The organism is Pantoea sp. BRR-3P, from assembly GCF_039621635.1.
Lineage (GTDB): Bacteria > Pseudomonadota > Gammaproteobacteria > Enterobacterales > Enterobacteriaceae > Pantoea > Pantoea floridensis.
Map to the genome: position 1 here is coordinate 1,347,569 of NZ_CP155066.1, position 17,939 is coordinate 1,365,507.

Sequence of the window (17,939 nt, forward strand, 5' to 3'; positions counted from 1 at the left end):
ATTGCGTAGGGTCGCCATTCATGGCGACCTGTCACCAGACCGCAGAGGACTAAGACACCAGCTCCTGCGCATACAAATACAGCGCCTTCAGCTGCGCCATCTTCTCTGCATTACCCTCATGCAAACTCGCCAGTGACTCCAGCTCCAGCAGGAACGCCTGCACACGCTCAGCATTGAGCGCTTCGCGGCGGTGCTGCAACCAGCGTTGCTGCTCGGCATCATCCAGCGTGCCGGGGAAATTACGCGCCCGATAGCGGAACAGCAGTTTGGCAATGCGCTTATCTTCAAAGGTTAAATCCAGCGCCGGTAAATTCTGCGGCGGCGTCTGGCGCACAATGTTCATACCCGCGCGATCGGCATCGCTAAAGAATCCGTCATACAGCTGCGCATCCACGTCATCTGTAGGTTTAAACGGCTCCGCTTCGGCAAACAGCGCCACCACTTTTTCCCGCACTTCCGCATGCTCGCGCAGCACCTTGAGGTTCGCGAGGCAGCGTTGGCGATCGATACCTAAGCGCGCAGCATCTTCCGGACGCAGCGTGCTCGCCGGCGCCAGCACCGGACATTTATTGATATGGACCAGCTTAATCGGCACGGCAGGAAGATCGCCTAACTCGCTGCTACGCGTATATAAACGCTCGCGCAGTTCGTCAGATTCCAGCTCAAGCAGCGGCGACATATCACCGGCCAAATCAGCGACAATCAGCGCATTGCGGTTATCCGGATGCCACGCCAGCGGCACAATCCAGCTGGTGTTGCCGCGCGCCGCGCCGAACATGCCGGAAACGTGCACCAGCGGCTTCATCTGCGGGATATCAATCAGCGTCATCAATTTCTGCTTGTTGCGATGGGTAAACAGAAACTCAAACAGCTTCGGCTGCTTCTCTTTCACCAGTTTCGCCATCGCCAGCGTGGCATACACGTCAGACATCGCATCGTGCGCCTGTTCGTGCGCCACGCCGTTGGCCTTAGTGAGATGCTCCAGCTTAAAGCTCGGGAAGCCGTCATCATTTTCCGGCCAGACAATGCCTTCCGGACGCAGCGCGTAGCAGGCGCGCATCACATCCAGCAGATCCCAGCGCGAATTGCCGTTTTGCCAGCTCCAGCCATAAGGATCAAAGAAGTTGCGATAGAAGATATTGCGCGTCACTTCATCGTCAAAACGCACATTGTTGTAACCAATCACACAGGTTTGCGGCTCGCTAAACAGGCCGTGAATGCGCTCGGCAAATGCCGCTTCTGTCACGCCACGCGCTTTGGCGGTTTGCGGCGTAATGCCGGTGATCATCACCGCTTCTGGCTGCGGCAAATAATCGTCCGCGGGCTGGCAGTAAAACACCTGCGGTTCACCTACCGCATTGAATTCTTTATCGGTACGCAGGCCAGCAAACTGCGCCGGGCGGTCCAGCGAAGGACTTTTACCGAAGGTCTCATAATCGTGAAATAAGAAGGTGAACTCAGAGGCGGGCACGGCATTATCCTGGCTGTGGAGAATCAACGCACAGGATAGTCGTCCCTGGGTGGCAGTACAACCTTGATCATCCTCGCTGCGAGCAGGCGCGCAGCATTTAGGCGCAGTTCATACTTTTTTTCAATTTATTCAGATCTGTAAGCGCTATTTGCCGTAAAACGTGCGGCGGTAAATTCATTTTTTTGATTTCGAGGAAGAAGTGTTGAAAAGGCGTCTGCTGGTAACTGTATCTGGAATGATTGTTTGGGCATCGTTGGCGCAGGCCGACGACAGCATGCCGTTTCCCCTGACGCCACCGCCGATTGATGCGGCTTCGTGGGTGCTAATGGACGCCACTACCGGCCAGATTCTGACCGCCGGTAATCCGGACGAAGAGCGCAACCCGGCAAGTTTGACAAAACTGATGACCGGCTATGTGGTCGATCGCGCTATCGATCAGAATAAAGTCAGCCGCGATGACAAAGTCACCATCGGTAAAGATGCGTGGGGCGCAGGCAATCCGGTGTTCAAAGGCTCTTCACTGATGTTCCTCAAACCAGGCGATCAGGTTACGGTACGCGATCTGATGCGTGGCGTGATTATCGATTCCGGTAATGATGCCTGTGTGGCGCTGGCGGATCATGTCGCCGGTAGCGAAGCCAGTTTCGTCACCATGATGAACAGCTACGTGCAGAAGCTTGGTTTAACGCACACCCACTTCGAAACCGTGCACGGCCTCGATGCGCCGGGTCAACACACTACCGCACGCGATTTAGCCGTGCTGTCACGTGCCATCATCAGCGGCGAGCCCGATTTCTACGCCATGTACGGCGAGAAAACCCTGACCTGGAATGGTATCACCCAAAACAACCGCAACGGCTTGCTGTGGGACCAGAATCTGCACGTCGATGGCCTGAAAACCGGTCATACCGAAAGCGCTGGCTTCAATATCATCGCGTCGAATGTGGTAGGGCGTCATCGCCTGATCGCGGTGATTATGGGCGGCAAGAGTCCGAAAGGGCGTGAAGATCAGGCTCGTAAACTGTTGGTGTGGGGCCAAAACAACTTTGATACCGTGCAGCTGTTCCACGCGGGCAAGAAAATCGGTACGGAAAACGTCTGGTACGGCAATCCGCACCAGGTGGATGTCGGCACCACCCAGGATATCTATCTGTCACTGCCGCGCACTGAAGTTTCCAATGTGATGGCCAAGTATGTGATTGATCGCAAAGACCTGGAAGCACCGTTAAAAGCGGGCGAGCAGATTGGTGAAATCCAGGTGATGGACAAAGATAAGCAGCTGGCAAGCTATCCGCTCTACACGCTGCAAGCGGTTGATCAGGCAGGCATCATCACGCGCATCAGCGATTACCTGAAAAAGAAACTGTAATCCATCGCGTATTTTAGCGTTGCCATCATCGCCGCTACACGGCGGTGATGGCACAATCGAGCTTTCTGCTGCTGATCTGAGGCAAAGTATGAAAGCATGGATTGTTGAACGTCATCCGCAAAGCTGGCTTGGCTATCACCTGCAAGGACCGTGGGAGGAGACCGTGCCGCGTGGCTTTGACCGACTGAAACGTTGGGTCAGTGAGCATGATGCGAAAGGTGAATGGCTGGCTATTTATTACGGTAATCCGCGAGAGCTGTCGCCGGAAGAGTTGCGGGTTGAAACGGTGATTACTGCAGCGGAAGCGGTTATTCCCGCCCCCGGTGACGATATCGAAAAAGGCCTGTTGCCCGGCGGACGCTATTTCCATGCCCGCGTCGAGGTACGTAATAACGAATTTTATGAGGCGTGGTGCAGTTTGTTCGATAAGTTAAACAAGCAGCGTGAATGGCAAGTCGATAATCGTCCCTGTTTCGAACAGTACCTTTCCGACGGATCCGACAGCGGCAACTGGCTGGTGGATATGTTCATTCCGGTGCGTGCGGCTGAATAAAATACGCGGTCACCATAAATGGCGACCCTACAAAACACGCCCGTAGGGTCGCCATTTATGGTGACCGATTCAATCACCGCACAAAACCCGATGCGTTACATCAATGTTTCTATTGAGAAAACCAGATGTAACATGCATGTTTTATTTCACGTAAAGACGAAAAAGATTGCGTTCAACCCTGATGGTTCGCGTCTTGCCAGGGTAACATAGCGCGCAAATCGTTACCGTTCCCGGACAACCATGTTACGCGCCGACAAGCCCATCTCGCCGATTGAGTTCTGGTTCTACCGCCACTATCGCATCATGCATGGTGTACGCATCGCTATCGCCTTTGTGCTGTGCTTCCTGTTTGTACGCCTCACCGATATTCCCGAAGGCACCTGGCCGCTGATTACGCTGGTGGTAGTGATGGGGCCAATTTCAACCTGGGGCAACGTGCTGCCGCGCGTAGTCCAGCGCATCAGCGGTACCTTCGCCGGTTTACTTTCCGGCTTGATTGCCCTGAAGCTGGAGCTGTTTTCCCTGCCGGTGATGCTGGTGTGGTGCGCCATCGTGATGGTGGTTTGTGGTTACCTGACGCTGGGAAAACATCCCTATATGGCGTTGCTGATCGGCATCACGCTTGGCGTGGTGGTGGGCGCACCGGCCGGCGATTTCACTATCGCCATGTGGCGCGGCGGGGATGTGATTCTGGGGTCGCTGATGGCGCTGCTGTTTAGTGCCATCTGGGCTCAACGCGCTTACACCCATTGGCGCATCCAGCTGTCAGATGCTTTCATCGCCATGGCGAAACTGCATCACACCGGTTTTTCTGCCAATTTGCTGGAAAAACCGCGCCTGAATAAACCTTTCCAGAAGCTGCTAAGTGCCGTCATCAAAATGCGTTCGCTGCTGGATCCGTCAAGCAAAGAGACGCGAATTCCGAAATCGGTGTTTGAAGCGATCCAAACTATCAATCGCAATATGGTAAACACCATGCAGATGCAAATTGATGCGTGGTGGTCGTCGCGTGAAAGTCATCTGATTATGCTCAATGCGCCAACGCTGCGCCGCACCCAGCAGATGACGGAAGACACGCTTAATGCGCTGGCCACGCTGGTGGTGAAAGGGGAAACCGAAGAGATCACCGCTAACAGCCTCGTACTGGAGGAGATCACCCAGGAGCTGGAGCAGCTCATCGCTAATCGCAGCGGACGTCCAGAAACGACGGCAATTTACGGTTACGTCTGGCTGAGCCTGGAGCAGGCGCGTCAGCTGGAGCGGATGACCGATTTAGTGCGCCTGGCGTTGCGCAAATAGTTTTCTCAGGCAATGACTTAATGTGAATCACGCTTTCTTTGCGCTAAGATAAGCGCCAGTCCGAATTTAGCTGTGAAAATTGCAACCCTTGCGGTCAAACCGCTAAGCTAAACGTTATGACTATTCCGCCTGCCGATGCAGGCCTTAAGAAAGGTGCCAACATGGAAAATGCCAAGCAATCATTTCAGGACGTACTGGAGTTTGTGCGTATGTTCCGTCGTAAAAACAAACTGCAGCGCGAAATCGTGGATAACGAGAAGAAAGTCCGTGATAACCAGAAACGTGTGTTGCTGCTGGACAACCTGAGCGAATACATCAAACCTGGCATGAGCATTGAGGCGGTGCAGGAAATTATCGCCAGCATGCGTGTGGATTATGAAGACCGCGTGGATGAGTACATCATTAAAAACGCTGATCTCTCCAAAGAGCGTCGCGAGCTGTCGAAAAAATTGAAAGCGATGGGCGAGCCTAAAGCGCAGTAATTCTCAGGGGCCGAAAGGCCCCAAATTTCAGGAAGCAACACCAACCTGTAGCGGCGCAATTGATTGCGCTATTTTTATACCCGTTTCAAAATCGCGCCGCTACCAAATGTGCAGTTATGTGCTGCTCAATCTGCGCGCCAGCGCCTGCAGCTGCTGTGCAATCTCCCTTACATTCACCTGACCTTGCTGCGGTGCCGCCGTGGTTTCACGCAATACCAGCTCGGTTTCCAGTCTCTCATCCGCCAACGTGCCGCCTTCCAGCTGTGCCACTAAGCGATCGGCGCTTATCGCGCCCAACTGCTGCAAATCCTGGCGCACGGTGGTTAATGGCGGCTGATACCAGGCGCTTTCTGCCGTGTCGTCGTAGCCAATCAGCGAAATCTCTGCGGGGATATTCACGCCGTGCTGATGCAGCGCCCGCATCGCGCCAAGCGCCATCTGATCGTTGGCCACCAGTAGCGCCTGCGGTAACTTATCCGGCAACTGCGCCAGCACGGCCTGATAGCCCGATGCCGCGCTCCAGTCACCGCTCAGCACGCAGAAAGGCGTGAGCCGATGTGCTGACAGCGCCTGCTGCCACGCGGTGAAACGCGCACGTGCCGATGCCGAGCGTTCAGGCCCATTCAACACGCCAATCTGCTGATGGCCGAGCGCCACCAGATGATCCACGGCCTGTTTCGCCCCCGATTCGCTCTGATATTGGCACTGCGCCACCATGGCGCTGCGCTCTACATCCAAAAACAGCGTCGGTTTATTACCGCACTGCAGCTGAATCTGTTCGGCTTGCTGCGCATCCAGCGGCAGATTGATCAGCAGCGCATCAACCCGTTGCGCCAGCAATTCATTTACCGTGTCCTGCGGCGCGCTGCTGGCATTCGCCATGGCAATCACCAGGTGATAACCCTGCGCCGCCGCACGTTGCTGAATTGCCGAGGCAATTTGTGCGGGCGCCATCAATGCGAGATCGCTGGTGGCGAGACCCAGCGTGCGGGTGTTTTTACCCGCCAGCTGCTGCGCGACCCGATTCGGCACATAGTTGAGCTGCTGCATCGCCGCTTCTACTTTGGCGCGGGTGCGCGGCGAAACCTGCTCGGAGTGGTTGAGAACGCGGGAGACGGTTTGGTAGGAAACCCCCGCCAGATGGGCAACATCATCAAGGGTTACGGAACGCGCAGTCATGGATCTCTCCTGAAGATTAAGCGGCGAGTGTAGCAAATTTTTCCCTGCCGACGCGCGCTTAAGCCGCTACACTGCCAAAGTGAAAATGAGGAGAAAGGCATGCAGCTTAACAACGATCACATTCAGGATATCAATACCCTGGCGACCTGGCTGGCACTGGATCACATGCCGCAAACGGGCACGCTCGACGTCGATTTAGCCATTCTGGCCGGCCACGCGGTGCTGCCAAACGTGGAGGCGGTCATCGCCCTGGCGAAAAAGTATCAGCTGCCGTTATTGGTAAGCGGCGGCATTGGCCACTCTACATCGTTATTAGCAGAGATGCTGAGCACACATCCGCTGTATCGCCAGATTGAGACCCAAGGCAAAAGCGAAGCAGAACTGCTGGGCGACGTAGCGCGCGTGTTTGCCGCGCTGCCGGACGATCAGCTGCTGCTGGAAACCGCCTCTCGCAACTGTGGCGAAAATGCCGCTTTCAGTCAGAAATTACTGGATGAGCACAGCTGGCAGCCGCAGCGCGTGCTGCTGGTACAGGACCCGCTGATGCAGCGGCGCACGTGGGAAACCTTCCGCTATCAGTGGCGCGACCGCGCCGATGCGCCGGAATTTATCAGCTGGCCGGTGTTTGTGCCGCAGGTGATGATGGATGCGGGCATGCTACGCATTATTGGTGCGCCGCCGCAGGGCTTGTGGTCGATGGAACGTTTTCTGTCGCTGCTGATGGGGGAAATCCAGCGCCTGCGCGACGACGAAAATGGCTACGGTCCACGCGGCAAAGGTTTCCTCGGTCATGTAGATATACCGGAAGAGGTGGAAGCGGGCTGGCAGCGGTTGAAGCAGCTGCCGGGCGTGCAGTCACGTCTGTAATAAACGCCGCAAAACCTGTAGCGGCGCAATTTATTGCGCAATCCCTGTGCCGCCATGGATATGCGCGATAAATCGCGCCGCTACGATAGGTGCCTTTTTACGTAACGGCGCTCACCATTAACGACTCTGCACATACACCTGCAAATTGACATACACCGCGTTCAGCAATGGTGTCACCACGCCACTGCGCGCACCACGCACCAGCAAATCACCAATCACCTGATCGGCCTCAATCTCGTATCCCTGGGTTAAATCCCGGTACATCGATGAGGTCATCGCCGCTTTAGGATTATTCAGCGTCTCATAAATCTTCGCCGTCACCGCCGGGCGCTGTTGATAACCTTCGGCGCTTAACACCGCCAGTACTTCACCAAAAATTGTTTGCAGCAGCGCTTCGCCACCTTGTGCGTTCAACACCTGTTGCGTATTGCCGCGCGCGATACAGCACACCGCACCGAGCGTGCTCAGCAGCAGCCATTTTTCCCACAGTTCGCTGATAATGTTGTCGGAGAAAAGGGTGTCAAACTGCGCCGCGCGCAGGGTTTCATCTATTCGCTGCAGGCGCGCATCGTTATTGCCATCCAGCGCGCCGTAATAGAGCATATGCAGCGGCGTCATCTGCACCACTTCGCCGTTTTCACCCAGCGTGGCGTTGATTTTACACAGGCCGCCAATCACCTTGTCACCAAAGCGCGCCCGCAGCGTGTCGATATGACGCATCCCGTTAAGAATGGGCATGATCAGCGTGTCAGGACCCACGGCGGGGGCGATATCGTTTATCGCCTGTTCCAGGGCGAAGCTTTTCACCGTCAAAATAATCAGATCAAAATGGCTGTTAAGCGAATCCGCCTGCGCCAGCTGAGGTTGCAAAACTTCTGTGCCATCAGGCGTTTTCAGCACCAGCCCGGTTTGCTGCAGCTGCTGAAAACGGCGCTCGCGCACCAGAAATGTTACATCACGTCCTGCTTGCGCCAGACGCGCACCGAAATAACCGCCGGTTGCACCGGCACCGACCACCAGAATGCGCATGATTCAAACCCTGTCAGAGTGAAAGCCTTACCTTAAAGTGCCGGGCGATGGCTTTCCAGCCCGTAAATGCTGAATCACATGCAAGTTTTTAACGATGAGTAAAAAAGGCTCAAACTGTTCGTATTTATTCGTACAATGGGTTTAGGCTGTTGCGCAGCGGCGGGCAATGGTGCGCGCCGCTCTTTCCAGTCGAGAAGACTAAGGACGCATCATGCCCCGAACCCTCCCCATCGAACGTTATCGCAACATCGGCATCTCCGCGCACATCGATGCCGGTAAAACCACCACCACTGAGCGCATCCTGTTTTACACCGGAATGAGCCACAAGTTAGGTGAAGTGCACGATGGCGCGGCAACCACCGACTGGATGGCGCAGGAGCAGGAGCGTGGCATCACCATCACGTCGGCGGCGGTAAGCTGCTTCTGGCCGGGTATGGACGGCAGCTTTACGCCGCACCGCATCAACATCATTGATACCCCCGGGCACGTTGACTTCACCATTGAAGTCGAGCGCTCAATGCGCGTGCTGGACGGCGCGGTGATGGTGTATGACGCGGTTGGCGGCGTGCAGCCGCAGTCGGAAACCGTGTGGCGCCAGGCCAACAAATACCGTGTGCCGCGCATCGCCTTCGTTAACAAGATGGATCGGCAGGGCGCAGATTTCTTCCGCGTGGTGCAGATGATGAAAGATCGCCTGCACGCCAATCCGGTGCCGATTGTGATTCCTATCGGCGCCGAAGAGCACTTTAGCGGCGTGGTCGATCTCAATAAAATGCGCGCGATTTACTGGGACGATGCCAGCCAGGGCATGAGCTTTAGCTATGCTCCGATCCCCGCTGAATTGCAGGCGCTGGCGGCCGAGTGGCGTGAGAACATGGTCGCGGCGGCGGCAGAAGCCAGCGACGCGCTAATGGATCGCTATCTTGAGCTGGGCGATCTTAGCGAAGACGACGTCATTGCCGGTTTGCGCCAGCGCACGCTGCAGGGTGAAGTTCAGCCAATGCTGTGCGGCAGCGCGTTCAAAAACAAGGGCGTGCAGCGCATGCTGGATGCGGTGATTGAGCTGATGCCATCGCCGCTCGACGTACCGGCGGTGAGCGGCGTCAATGAGCAGGGCGAACACGACGAACGTCATGCCGATGACAGCGAACCGTTCTCGGCGCTGGCATTCAAGCTGATGAGCGATCCCTACGTTGGCCAGTTAACCTTTGTGCGCGTCTACTCCGGCGTGCTGCGTAAGGGCGACAGCGTGTGGAACGCGGTGAAAGGGCGCAAAGAGCGCATCGGCCGTATCGTGCAGATGCAGGCTAACGATCGCATTGAAATTGAAGAGATTCGCGCCGGCGATATCGCCGCCTGCGTTGGCCTAAAAGAGGTCACCACCGGTGAAACGCTGTGCGATCCCAACGCGGTAATCACGCTGGAGCGCATGGAGTTCCCCGACCCGGTGATTTCGCTGTCGATAGAGCCGAAGACCAAGAGCGATCAGGAGAAAATGGGCCTGGCGCTGCAGCGGCTGGCGGCGGAAGATCCGTCGTTCCGCCTGCATACCGATGAGGAATCCGGCCAGACGATTATTTCTGGTATGGGCGAGTTGCATCTGGAGATTATCGTTGATCGCATGAAGCGCGAGTTCGGCGTGGAAGCCAACATTGGTCGGCCGCAGGTGACTTATCGCGAAACCATTCGTAAAACGGTGCGCGAGGTGGAAGGCAAGTTTGTGCGTCAGTCCGGCGGTAAAGGCCAGTATGGCCACGTGGTGCTGACGCTGGAGCCGCAAACGGCGGGTGCCGGTTTTGCCTTTGAAGATGCCACCAAAGGCGGCGTGGTACCGCGCGAGTTCATTCCTTCGGTAGAGAAGGGGATTCGTGAGGCGCTGAACAGCGGCGTGCTGGCCGGTTATCCGGTGGTGGACATCAAAGCCACGCTGACGTTTGGCTCGTATCACGACGTCGATTCGTCAGAAATGGCGTTTCGTATGGCGGCGATCTTTGGCTTTAAAGCCGCAGCGAAGCTGGCCGATCCGGTGATCCTCGAACCGCTGATGCAGGTGGAAGTGGAAACGCCGGAAGAGTATGCCGGTGGCGTGATGGGCGATCTCTCATCGCGGCGCGGGACCTTGCAAGGCATGGATGAGCGCTTTGGCGCCCGCATTATTCGCGCCGAAGTGCCGCTGTCCGAGATGTTTGGCTACGCCACGACGCTGCGTTCGATGTCACAAGGCCGCGCCACCTACAGCATGGAGTTTGCGCACTATGCCGAAGCGCCGCGTAATGTGGCTGAAAGCATCATCGCGGCTCGCACGTAATTATGTCGTAGGGTGCGCAGTAATGCGCACCGGGTAAAGAAAGGTCGCCAATAACGGCGTAATGCTCGTCAGTTAAGCATGAATCGGTCACCATGAATGGTGACCCTACGTGGATATCGCCGGGTTTTCGTAGGGTGCGCATTCATGCGCACCTGCATAAACAGGCATTTTATTGCTTAAGTGAGCGGCATTACGCCAATAACGGCGACCTTTCTCGTATTTAACAAATCCATTGTCACTATTGTCGTTTTACTTTTATTTGTCCGGATTTTAATAATTCAGCGGGAATTAAATACGGGCCAGATGACGGCCATCAATAATATTTACCTGCATTCACCAAGGACAATATGAAATTAACGTCAATAGCGTTGGCCTTAGGCTTTAGCCTGCTGGGAAACACCGTTAGCGCGCTGGCTGCCGATCAGCCCGTCAGCGGCGGCACGCTCACTGTCGGCGTGGAAACCGAACCGACCACCTTTAACCCGCAGCTCAACGGCCAGGACAAAGCGGAAATCACGCTGCGTAACTTCTGGGAATCGCTGCTGGCACGCCGTCCGGACGGCAGCTTTGTGCCGTGGCTGGCTGAGAGTTATCAAGCCAGCCAGGAGGGCAAAGTCATCCGCTTCAATCTGCGGCGCGACGTCACCTTCTCCAACGGCGAGAAGTTCGATGCCAACGCGGTGGCCGAGAACTTCCGCCAAACCCAGGTGGCGCAATACTGCGCGGGCACCAGCCTGTGCCTGATGGGTTCGCACATCGATAAGATTGAAACCCCAGACGATCACACCGTTGTGATCACCCTGAAAGCGGTCTATTCACCGTTTCTCTCCTTCGCCGCAGGGTTGCAAATTCTGGCCCCCGCCAGCTGGAAATCACCGCAGTTGAAATCGGGCGGCAAAGATTTGGCTGGCACCGGGCCGTTTATTCTCGAGAGCTATGAGAAAGGCCAGCAGGTGACTTACGTTAAAAACCCGAAATATAACTGGGCGCCAGCCACTGCTAAACATCAGGGTCCGGCGTATCTCGATCGCGTGACGTATCGTTTCCTGCCGGAATCATCGGTACGCACCGGCGCGCTGCTCTCCGGGCAGGTGGATGCGATCGAGGGCATTTCGGGCAACGATGCCGGCGAATTTAAAGACAATAGCGATTTTACCTACCAGCACGCGCTGAACACCGGTACGCCGTATTCACTGTTCCTCAACGTGGAATATGGTCCGACGCAGGATGTGAAGGTGCGCCAGGCCCTGCTGCAGGGATTGGATATCGATCCGCTGCTGAAGTCGGTCTATCGCGGTGAACGCACCCGGGCGTGGGGCATCACCTCGCCGATCGATCCGCTTTATAACAACCAGCTGGAAGGCAAGTACGGTAACAATCCGGCTGCCGCCAACAAGCTGCTGGATGAGGCGGGCTGGCAAACCCGTGATAGCGAAGGCTTCCGTACCAAAGCGGGCCAGCGTCTGCGTATCGAGCTAATTCAGGCGCAGGCCACGGTGCGCGATCAGCGAGACGTGCTGCTGCAGGCGATTCAGGCGCAGGCGCGTCAACGTCTTGGCGTCGATCTCAAGCTGAACTATGTTGATTCGGGAACCTATGCCGATGTACGTAAGAGCGGTAAGTTCGGCACCATTGCTAACTCCAACACGCCCACCGATGGCGTGGATATTGAAAACCACTATCGTCCAATAGCGCAAGGTGGGGCGATTAACTACAGCCGCGTCAACGATGCGAAGATCAATGGGCTGCTAGATAAAGCCGCCAGCACGCTGGATCTGCCGCAGCGCCGCGATGACTACAGCCAGCTGCAGCAGGTGGCATTGTCGCAGCTGGCGCTGGCCGTGCCGCTGTATGAACCGGAAGATCAGTTAGCCACTGCCCGTTATGTGCACGGCTACGGCTTCCGCAGCTATAAGCAGATGCCGGAAAGCGTTTACGATGTGTGGTTGAGTCAACATTAATCGTGCGAAAAGGCAAAGATTGCAGCGGGCAGTCATCACTCTGTCCGCTCGATTTTAATTGCCAGAGGCTATTTATTTCAGTTGTATGTCATCGTGAACGTCGCCGTGGTATTTGCCGTTCCGCTCTCAATGTTTGCTGCGGTTTGATAATAGCGAGCGGTGAGAGCAAGTTGTTTTAAACCGGCCGCATTAGCGGTACCAAAGTTAAGCTGCTTCCCTAATGCCACCACTTGGGTACCTTTGAGTATTTGAATACCGATGCCGGATGCCTGGTTTTTCCCGGCAGTGAGAGCAAGAACACCCGCTGGGCCTGCAGACGTACCTTCCAGCGACAGTTTAATCTTGGTTTTTGCATCGCAATTAAGATCAATCGTAAAGTCTTTCGGCTTAGCGGTTGTCCCTTTACCTTTAAAATCTGAGATGACCGCATTATCAAGTTTCACGTTAACGGTTTTAGTCATCAGCGTGCAGGCTACGGGGATAATAGTATTCGTACCTGTCAGCGCCAACGTAGTGCGATATTTTGGTTCGGGTTCAGCATAAAAATAGGCGAGCGTACCGGTGGTTAAATTGCCCGCACCGACACTCCCGGTGGATAATTTTATTAATGTAGCGCTTAACGGATCGGGCATTGAAAGAGAGGCATTTGCGGCCATAGGTTTGCTAAACGGAACATTGTTAAGTGACTGGTGAATTTCTATGCCTATTCCAGGAATATTGGTTTCATAAATCGTATTTCCAAAGCTGCTGGCGCGAGTAAATAGCACCGGTACGCCTCTATAATTCCAGGCTTGAGTGCAACGAAACAGCGTGGATCCGCCGCTAATTTGCCCCGTAAACGCTGAGGTGATAAAAGCGCCTGCTGGATAATCGCGTTGTACAATGACATTGCCAAAACTGATATTACTAATGATCTCTTTCCCTGCCACTCCCCATGCGCAAGCTGCGGATACCGTATGGGATACCCCGAAGAGTGAGCTGATGATTAACCCTAATAAGAATCTATTTTTATTGTTAGGGAGCATGGTTATTCCTTATTTACAGCGCGCAACAGCATGCTTAATTGCGCTGTTTTGCTGTTTATCTAAGGGCAAAGTAAAATCTGCCTGGCATTGTTGCGTGGCACCATTCCCCCATTTCACCTCCAGCACGCCACGTTGTGCTACGCCGCTCAGATACACCTGACCACCCTCGCCAACAATACTGCTGTTGTCGTTGTCACCAAGAATATGCGCCGAGGCACCAAATGGCACCAGGCCGTCATGGCGTGTCAGAGTGATTAACGCTCGGCTGCCGACGCGGGTTTTAAACTCTGCCAATACCAGCGCGCCTTTCGTCGGAACCACGGTTGCCGTGGCGCTATCAATATCGAGTTCTTCGCCATAGGTATTGGTATCAAGCGCTACGCGGTTATAGCGATACGGAGTGGCGTAGGGGATAACGGCGTAGCCGCGCCAGTCTGTTTTTACGCCGGTATTGTTTTGTACACTCACGCCACTGGCTCCCGGTGCGCGTACCACGATAGCGCTGTCGCCAATGGCTTGCCCTAACGTTACTCCGTACGGATGCGCGACGATTGAGCCCTGCGCACCGTAGTTCACCTGACGTGAGTTACGGCTGTAGTTGTAGCCTGCATCTATTTCGCCAACGCTCGCTTTGTAAGTCGCATTTACATCACCGCCATATCCCTGGCCGCGACGATCGTAATTCTGCTGTACCAGATAATTCAGGTTGTTATCTTGCAACGTCGTCCCGGCCAGGCCCACGCTGTGGGAGGTGCCGCTATTTTGGCTGTGGCTCATGCCATAACGTGCCCAGCTGCCGGAAAGGAGTTTATCCAGCGGGATCTGCAAATTAAAAGCGATCTGGCGATCGTCTTTCGCCACTCCCGGCGTCTGGCTATGGGTGTAGTTTAAACCGTAGTTGATCCCTCGATGGGTTGCGCTATAACCCACTGAAATATTGCGCTCTTTACCACTTTGCTGCCAGTAATCCTGCTGGGAAGCCGCAACATAGAAACTGCCGATGCCAAAAAAGGATTGGTTAATGTTCAGCATTGCCTGGCTGCGTTTGTTGTAGCGTAAACGCCAGACATCATTCTGGCTGGCATTCACCTCATTGGCTTCCTGCAAACTATAGAAACCCGACGTGGAATAACGGTAGCCTGCCAGCGTGAAGCTGGTGCCGGTTGCCGCAATCTCTTTGGCATACTGAAAACGATAAGACTGACCACGGTGCGCCGATCCATCACGCAGCTGGGTTTGGGCCTGGGTGACATCCACCGAAACCGATCCCCAATCACCAAAACTATGGCCTACCCCCAACGCTGCCGAGTGATAGTGGTTGGCACCTTGTACACCACCGTACAGCGTATTAGATCCCGGCAGGCCATAAAGTGCCGTTGCCTGAGCAAAACCCGGGGGACTGCCGCTTGCGTAAGTGGAACGATAATGGCCTGTCGTGGCTGAGTATTTCAACTGGCCTTCGCGCTGCATGATGGGAACAGCAGAGAAAGGCTGAACGGAGACCCGCTCTGAGCCATCTGCCTCGCGCACGACGACCTCCAAATCACCGCTGGAAGCGGTAGGGTATAAATCCCGGATAACAAAGGCGCCTGGCGCAACATAGGTTTGGTAAATAACGTAGCCATTTTGACGCACCGTAACCTGCGCATTCGACTGGGCAATACCGCGGATCACCGGGGCAAAACCGCGCAGGCTATCAGGCAGCATATTTTCATCTGAGGTGATTTGCGCACCACGAAATTGCACGCTCTCGAACACATCGCCTGGCGTGGCGCTGTCTCCCAGGGTGAGTTGGCCTTTGAGAAACTGGATATCGCGCTGGAGATAGGTGCTAATGCTCTGCCAGCTGGCTGGCTGCTGCGTGCTGCTTGAGAACGTTGAGTAATTACGCAGCCGCCAGGCACCAAGGTTTAGGCCACCGCGCAGATTGAGGAAATTGCTGTTGAGACGGGCGTTACCGTATTGGGTCTTTGCACCGCTGTAGCGGTAGTTCAACTGTGCCGATGTCATTCCCTGATCCCAAAGTGCCGAATCGGTTGTACTGCGGGCAGCAACGTTTAACGCGGCCTGCGGGATACTGACATCAAGGCGCTGCTGGTTAAAATCGAAGTGGCTCGCGGCATCTGGAATCACGCTGGCCAAATCACTGACGGGTTGATCCTGAGGAAGAGAGGCAAGACCGGGAAAGGCCTCTGTCTTCACACCCATCGCGCTGAGCTGAGCCGGCGTAAATTCCGGTAACAGGTGATCTTTACTGGCGATGAAATTGACATCCCGGGTTGCTAAATGTTGACCATTCACAGAGATATCTACCCGGTACTTGCCGGGTAGCTGATTGTCACCAGACAAAAACTGTGAAAGATCACTGGCAGCCTGGCCGCTGTCTGAAATTTCAAGGGCTGCAGGATTAAAATAGACTTCCGCTGCGGCTTCGCGACACTGCAGAGACACACCGACTGCAAGGGTCAGAGCAACACAATAAGCCGCTTTGGAATAAGTAAAATCATGGATATTACGTGGCGCGCCGGCGCGTTGAATGAGTGCATGTCGAGGCTGTTTTAGGGTGATTGTAGACTTCATGACTCATAGTTCCGCGTGTGAAGATGACATGCACCGAAAAGGGTGCTCAACAACGCCTCCTCTTCGTCACCAGCAGGAGACATTAAAATTGCTGCAAAGGGTTAGAATGAACGGGTTTCTGCGGCGGTAATCCCGCCAAAATCATTGATCATTTGCCAGGTGACCGAGCTGCTCTTAGGGTTATCCAGCGGCAGCGTCATGGACGATTTCGGGGCAATCATGCCAGGATCTTTGAGGGCAAAACCCCCCACCGTGAGGCTGTTAAAAGAGAGGAAATAGGGCGTTGGGTTGTTGATGGCAAGATGGTCGCCCTGCTTGCTAAAGGTCAGCTGTTTATACGCCAGCGCGGCACCCTCTTTTAAGGCGGCTGGGCGGTAAAATAACTTGATCTTGGTTTTGACTGAGATGAGCAGGCGGTTAGTGTCTGTACTTTCCGAACCCGGTATCGCTTTGATGTTGGCCCAAAATACCGATTCACGATCGTCGGGGAGATTGCCGCCGGTGCGAACGATACGCAGAATGTTTTCTTTACCTCCATCCAGGCGGAAAAGCGGTGGTGTAATAATAAAAGGCGGTTTCTCTTCATTAGCCTGCGGATAAGATTCAACCCACGACTGAACAAGGAATGGGGCTTTTTTATCGGTGTTCTTAACCGGAATTGAGGTTTCTTGCTTCCCGGCATCGTAAATAATACGCGTACCGCCAACCACAACGCTGGCTTGCGCTGAATGCAGTGAAATTACCCCTGAAAGCGTGACACAACAAAATGCAGCTAATAAACGAGTCATTTTATTTCCTCTGCTTGTGATTTTTAAATATCTCCTCATTAAAAATAACCCGCCGACCATGCGGATTATTTAAATTGAAGAGAGAAGATTAGTTATAAACAATGGTGAAGTCGGCTGCGGCTTCTGCTGTCCCGTCAGTCACGGTTGCCGCGGTGGACTGATATTTTGCAAAGTAAGTCAGGGTAGCGGTGGTGGTAAGATTTTGGGATTTTGATGTGCTCCCAATTGGGATTAACGTTACGCCATCATCTTCAAACAGGGCAATACCGAGGTTTTTCGCCGTGCTCGCTCCGCTTAACGCCAGCAGTTTACGGTTATCTGCGTGAGTCGGACCGGTGAAGTTAACGGCAGCCGCAGTGATTGCGGCCGGGCAGGCGGTCAGATCGATTGAAATTTGGCGACTACCGCTGGTGGCGCCGATTGCGCTGAAATCGCTGGTTGCGACTCGTCCGAGGTCAATATTCTGGGATTTTGTTGTCGCACTCACGGTGCAGGCATCCGCCGAGACAGTACCGGTAAAATTAAGGGTGCCACTGGCTGCATGCGCCGTAGAGACCAGGGCGGATCCCGCCAGAACCGCTAAAATAAGACTTTTTTTCATCATGGTGTTGCTCTCCATGCTCAACCATTTAATCATCTGAGCAATTAGTTAATAATTTTTTTAATGTAAGTACATCATTTGCAGAGCGTAGAAATTGTTCCGTAAATGATGTGGTCCCATTAAAATTTATTTATAAGAGGGCGGCAATGGAGTGAATTCTTAGTGGTTTGTAGGAAAATTCCGATCCCGTTAAATAATGACTTTAATCAATATTTGTCCGGCAAGGCGACACAATATGATGAATAATTAAATTTATTTTAAAAATAAATGGATATTATTTTATGCTGAGGCGCGGTGTGAAGCCTGACCGGCAGCCATCTGCGTAGTAAGGATGAACGGATTTATTATTCCCATATTCTACACATCGATTGCCACTATTCTCGTTTTACTTTAATCCGTCGGATTTTAATACTTTCCTCAACCATGA

14 protein-coding genes are annotated in these 17,939 nt (G+C 54.2%); 7 read left to right on the top strand and 7 right to left on the bottom strand.

Annotated features, from left to right (window positions below; translation table 11 throughout):
• Positions 1-49 precede the first annotated feature (49 nt).
• Positions 50-1,471 (bottom strand): exodeoxyribonuclease I, encoded by a 1,422-nt coding sequence (gene sbcB, locus AAGR08_RS06105; protein WP_345829088.1) that lies wholly within the window; start codon positions 1,469-1,471, stop codon positions 50-52.
• Between the two features lie 202 nt (positions 1,472-1,673).
• Here sbcB and dacD point away from each other — a divergent pair, with 202 nt between their 5' ends.
• From dacD to tmaR, 4 genes are all read left to right on the top strand, one after another.
• On the top strand, positions 1,674-2,840 hold the full coding sequence (gene dacD, locus AAGR08_RS06110) for a serine-type D-Ala-D-Ala carboxypeptidase DacD (protein WP_176519162.1): 1,167 nt from the start codon (positions 1,674-1,676) through the stop codon (positions 2,838-2,840).
• An 88-nt stretch (positions 2,841-2,928) separates the two neighbouring features.
• Entirely contained in the window at positions 2,929-3,393 is a 465-nt protein-coding gene (locus AAGR08_RS06115) for a GyrI-like domain-containing protein (RefSeq protein WP_097096761.1), read from the top strand.
• Between the two features lie 240 nt (positions 3,394-3,633).
• Complete coding sequence (locus tag AAGR08_RS06120; protein ID WP_097096762.1) at positions 3,634-4,692, top strand: FUSC family protein; 1,059 nt, start codon at positions 3,634-3,636, stop codon at positions 4,690-4,692.
• Between the two features lie 161 nt (positions 4,693-4,853).
• A complete protein-coding gene (gene tmaR / locus AAGR08_RS06125; RefSeq protein WP_008110563.1) occupies positions 4,854-5,174 on the top strand; it encodes a PTS system regulator TmaR in 321 nt (106 codons plus the stop codon).
• Positions 5,175-5,288: 114 nt separating this feature from the next.
• On the opposite strand, the gene AAGR08_RS06130 is transcribed toward tmaR, so the two are convergent.
• The gene (locus tag AAGR08_RS06130) at positions 5,289-6,353 is read right to left on the bottom strand and encodes a LacI family DNA-binding transcriptional regulator (protein WP_345829094.1); all 1,065 of its coding nucleotides are present in this window, start codon (positions 6,351-6,353) and stop codon (positions 5,289-5,291) included.
• A 99-nt stretch (positions 6,354-6,452) separates the two neighbouring features.
• Between AAGR08_RS06130 and AAGR08_RS06135 the strand changes: the two genes are divergently transcribed.
• Positions 6,453-7,220, top strand: coding sequence for a YdcF family protein (locus AAGR08_RS06135; protein WP_097096764.1), 768 nt, complete (start codon positions 6,453-6,455; stop codon positions 7,218-7,220).
• Between the two features lie 117 nt (positions 7,221-7,337).
• On the opposite strand, the gene AAGR08_RS06140 is transcribed toward AAGR08_RS06135, so the two are convergent.
• Complete coding sequence (locus AAGR08_RS06140; protein WP_345829095.1) at positions 7,338-8,249, bottom strand: ketopantoate reductase family protein; 912 nt, start codon at positions 8,247-8,249, stop codon at positions 7,338-7,340.
• A 211-nt stretch (positions 8,250-8,460) separates the two neighbouring features.
• Between AAGR08_RS06140 and fusA the strand changes: the two genes are divergently transcribed.
• Together fusA and AAGR08_RS06150 are read left to right on the top strand one after the other, a co-directional pair.
• Positions 8,461-10,557 (top strand): elongation factor G, encoded by a 2,097-nt coding sequence (fusA, locus tag AAGR08_RS06145; RefSeq protein ID WP_345829096.1) that lies wholly within the window; start codon positions 8,461-8,463, stop codon positions 10,555-10,557.
• A 347-nt stretch (positions 10,558-10,904) separates the two neighbouring features.
• Positions 10,905-12,518, top strand: a complete 1,614-nt coding sequence (locus AAGR08_RS06150; RefSeq protein ID WP_345829098.1) for an ABC transporter substrate-binding protein — start codon at positions 10,905-10,907, stop codon at positions 12,516-12,518.
• Between the two features lie 77 nt (positions 12,519-12,595).
• On the opposite strand, the gene AAGR08_RS06155 is transcribed toward AAGR08_RS06150, so the two are convergent.
• The 4 genes from AAGR08_RS06155 to AAGR08_RS06170 all read right to left on the bottom strand — a co-directional run bounded on the left by AAGR08_RS06155 (position 12,596) and on the right by AAGR08_RS06170 (position 17,515).
• Positions 12,596-13,543, bottom strand: coding sequence for a fimbrial protein (locus AAGR08_RS06155; RefSeq protein WP_345829099.1), 948 nt, complete (start codon positions 13,541-13,543; stop codon positions 12,596-12,598).
• 9 nt (positions 13,544-13,552) lie between these two features.
• Positions 13,553-16,123 carry a fimbria/pilus outer membrane usher protein gene (locus AAGR08_RS06160; protein ID WP_345829100.1) on the bottom strand — a complete coding sequence of 857 codons (2,571 nt, stop codon included), beginning with the start codon at positions 16,121-16,123 and terminating at the stop codon, positions 13,553-13,555.
• Between the two features lie 101 nt (positions 16,124-16,224).
• On the bottom strand, positions 16,225-16,911 hold the full coding sequence (locus AAGR08_RS06165; protein ID WP_097096770.1) for a molecular chaperone: 687 nt from the start codon (positions 16,909-16,911) through the stop codon (positions 16,225-16,227).
• An 88-nt stretch (positions 16,912-16,999) separates the two neighbouring features.
• Positions 17,000-17,515 carry a fimbrial protein gene (locus AAGR08_RS06170; RefSeq protein ID WP_345829102.1) on the bottom strand — a complete coding sequence of 172 codons (516 nt, stop codon included), beginning with the start codon at positions 17,513-17,515 and terminating at the stop codon, positions 17,000-17,002.
• Positions 17,516-17,939 lie beyond the last annotated feature (424 nt).

What these genes read in the sequence shown, in the direction of transcription:
- AAGR08_RS06115 (WP_097096761.1), top strand. Translation starts at nt 2,929, where the DNA reads ATGAAAGCATGGATTGTTGAACGTCATCCGCAAAGCTGGCTTGGCTAT.
- AAGR08_RS06120 (WP_097096762.1), top strand. Translation starts at nt 3,634, where the DNA reads ATGTTACGCGCCGACAAGCCCATCTCGCCGATTGAGTTCTGGTTCTAC.
- tmaR (WP_008110563.1), top strand. Translation starts at nt 4,854, where the DNA reads ATGGAAAATGCCAAGCAATCATTTCAGGACGTACTGGAGTTTGTGCGT.
- AAGR08_RS06130 (WP_345829094.1), bottom strand. Translation starts at nt 6,353, where the DNA reads ATGACTGCGCGTTCCGTAACCCTTGATGATGTTGCCCATCTGGCGGGG.
- AAGR08_RS06135 (WP_097096764.1), top strand. Translation starts at nt 6,453, where the DNA reads ATGCAGCTTAACAACGATCACATTCAGGATATCAATACCCTGGCGACC.
- AAGR08_RS06140 (WP_345829095.1), bottom strand. Translation starts at nt 8,249, where the DNA reads ATGCGCATTCTGGTGGTCGGTGCCGGTGCAACCGGCGGTTATTTCGGT.
- fusA (WP_345829096.1), top strand. Translation starts at nt 8,461, where the DNA reads ATGCCCCGAACCCTCCCCATCGAACGTTATCGCAACATCGGCATCTCC.
- AAGR08_RS06150 (WP_345829098.1), top strand. Translation starts at nt 10,905, where the DNA reads ATGAAATTAACGTCAATAGCGTTGGCCTTAGGCTTTAGCCTGCTGGGA.
- AAGR08_RS06155 (WP_345829099.1), bottom strand. Translation starts at nt 13,543, where the DNA reads ATGCTCCCTAACAATAAAAATAGATTCTTATTAGGGTTAATCATCAGC.
- AAGR08_RS06160 (WP_345829100.1), bottom strand. Translation starts at nt 16,123, where the DNA reads ATGAAGTCTACAATCACCCTAAAACAGCCTCGACATGCACTCATTCAA.
- AAGR08_RS06165 (WP_097096770.1), bottom strand. Translation starts at nt 16,911, where the DNA reads ATGACTCGTTTATTAGCTGCATTTTGTTGTGTCACGCTTTCAGGGGTA.
- AAGR08_RS06170 (WP_345829102.1), bottom strand. Translation starts at nt 17,515, where the DNA reads ATGATGAAAAAAAGTCTTATTTTAGCGGTTCTGGCGGGATCCGCCCTG.